Below are 2,300 nucleotides of genomic sequence, written 5' to 3'. Positions count from 1 at the left end.
TCGTCGACCCGGCCACCGTCGGAGAGCGTCGCGGTGAGCGCGGCCTCGAACAAGCGTCCGCCCGACATCGCGGCATCCGTGGTGTGCGTCGACATGCGCTCGATGCTCGCGCCCCGCGCGCTGAGCGTGCCCGTGATCTCGCGGACGATCCCGGGGCGGTCGTTGCCCAGGACGGTCAGCGACACCGACCGTGCCACCGCCCCGCGCACAGGGGCCGGCCCGTGCACCGACACGGTGAGCGTCCCAGTGAGGGCCTCGAGTGCGGAGCGCAGGTCGTCGGCCCGCTCCGGCGACACCGACACCTCGATGATCCCGGCGAAGGCGCCGGCGAGCTCGGCGAGCTCGCTCGTCTCCCAGTTGCCGCCGTGGACGTCGACGATGTCGGCGACGGCGGCCACGAGCCCCGCCCGGTCGTCCCCCACCACGGTGATCACGAGAGTCGTCATGCCCGCCAGCGTAGCCACCGACCCGCTGATAGCGTGAGAGGCGGATCGAGGAGAGGGGGTGCCGGGTGTTCGCATCGTTCCTCACCGCGCTGAACCTCCTGCTCGTCGCCACCGAGCTCGCTCTCGTCCCCGACGGAGGATCCTCGCCGGCCCCGCTGCTGGCCCTCGCGCTGGCCGCCGCGGTGGTGTTGACCGTCGCGATCGCGGTGATCGTGTTCCGCCTCTCGGCCGAACCGCCGCCGATCCGCGCGACGCGGCCCATCGATCCCTCCGCTCCGCTCACGCAGAGCGATCCCGACGCCGCCGGGCATCCCCGCCCGCGAGCGCCCGGGCGCGCGGCTCCGGCCGCGTAACCCGCCCCACCGCGCCGACTCCGGCGCCGTCGTGGCATCCCTTCGCGGCCGATCACGCCCTGATCGCCCCCACGAACGGACTCTGCCTTGGACCTCTTCGCCCTGCCGCCGCTGGCGGCCCTGCTCGACCTTTCCACCCGGGGCCTGCTGGCCCTCACGTCTTTCCTGTCCCCCGTCGCCGGCGGCACGGCCGCCGCTCTCGCCGTCGTCGTCGTCACCCTCGTCGTCCGCGCGGTCCTCATCCCCGTCGGGGTGTCGCAGGCCCGCGCGGAACGCGACCGTGCGCGTCTCGCCCCGCGGCTGCGGGTCCTGCGGCAACGATGGGGGAAGAACCCCGAACGCCTGCAGCGCGAGACGATGCAGCTCTACCGTGACGCCGGGGTCTCCCCCGTCGCCGGATGCCTGCCCGTGCTCGCGCAGGCCCCGGTGGTGGGTCTGCTCTACGCCGTGTTCCTGCACGCGCAGGTCGCCGGACACGCCAACGCCCTGCTCGCCGAGAGCCTGGCCGGGGTGCCGCTGGGCACGAGTCTGCTCGCCGCCGTCACGGGTGGGGCCGCGGATGCCATGACCCTCGCGCTTCTCGGCGGGGTCGTCGTCGTGATCGCCGGGGCGGGAGAACTGACCCGCCGCTTCCTGCGACCGCCGCAGGATCCCGCAGCCCCCGCGTGGGCGGGGCGTCTGATCGCCGTCCTGCCGTTCACGACCACGATCGTCGCGCTGTTCGTGCCGCTCGCCGCGGGACTGTATCTCGCCGTCACGTCGGTGTGGACGTTCGGGCAGCGCTGGGTCCTGCGGCGCATCTATCCGATGGAGGGCTGACGGGTGGCATCCCACCGGCGGGCGTGAACCGCGTTGAGTGCCGCCATCGCGAGGACGATGAGCGCGGCGGCGGCGGGGAACAGCATCGCCGTCTCGACCGACTCCCGCTCGGCCACGGCCCCCGTGACCGCCGATGACAGCGCCTGGGCGAGTGTGAGCGCCGATGCGAGCAGCGTCATGGTCGTGGCCGTGCGCCCGGCGGGGGCGCGGTGCCCGGCCAGGCTGAACAGCGTGACGAGCGACGGCCCGACGCCGATGCCCATGAGGCACAGCACGACGGTCACCGTGAGCACCGATCCGCCCACCGAGTACGCGCCCGCCGAGGCGAACAGCAGGATCGCGAACACGACCAGACGCCACCGGAGCGCGAACCGCGCGGGCAGGACGGCCACCGCGAGGGCGAGCACCGCCGAGCCGACCCCCATGACGCCGTACAGCAGCGCTCCGGCCTCGGGGGCGCCCCGGGCCTCCATGAACGCCGTCAGCGACGTCAGAGTCGAGCCGAAGAACGCCCCGACGCCGAACACCGCCACGACCAGCATCAGCAGGCGCGGACGCACCAGCTCCCGGACGGGAGCCATCGCCCCGCGCTCCGCCGCCACCGGCACGACCCGTCCGGTGGGGTGGAGCGCGAACGCGGTGACGAAGACGAAGCTCAGCGCCGCGGCGGCCGCGATGGGAG

General features: G+C 74.0%; 4 protein-coding genes. 2 read left to right on the top strand and 2 right to left on the bottom strand.

The annotated features are described in order from the left end of the window. A partial coding sequence (locus LQV45_RS26475) for a glycine cleavage system protein R (protein ID WP_230009688.1) occupies positions 1 to 446 on the bottom strand: 446 nt, incomplete at its 3' end. Between the two features lie 65 nt (positions 447 to 511). Between LQV45_RS26475 and LQV45_RS26470 the strand changes: the two genes are divergently transcribed. Then, complete coding sequence (locus tag LQV45_RS26470) at positions 512 to 799, top strand: DUF6412 domain-containing protein (protein WP_230009687.1); 288 nt, start codon at positions 512 to 514, stop codon at positions 797 to 799. A gap of 87 nt (positions 800 to 886) precedes the next feature. Then, positions 887 to 1,618: a membrane protein insertase YidC gene (locus LQV45_RS26465; RefSeq protein ID WP_230009685.1), complete on the top strand. Its 732-nt coding sequence runs from the start codon at positions 887 to 889 to the stop codon at positions 1,616 to 1,618. Here LQV45_RS26465 and LQV45_RS26460 read toward each other — a convergent pair. Beyond that, positions 1,600 to 2,300: MFS transporter (locus tag LQV45_RS26460; RefSeq protein ID WP_230009682.1), on the bottom strand; the 701-nt coding region annotated here is incomplete at its 5' end. The genes LQV45_RS26465 and LQV45_RS26460 overlap by 19 nt on opposite strands.

Source organism: Microbacterium sp. Bi128 (assembly GCF_918698205.1).
This window is presented reverse-complemented; position numbering and strand designations above follow the sequence as displayed.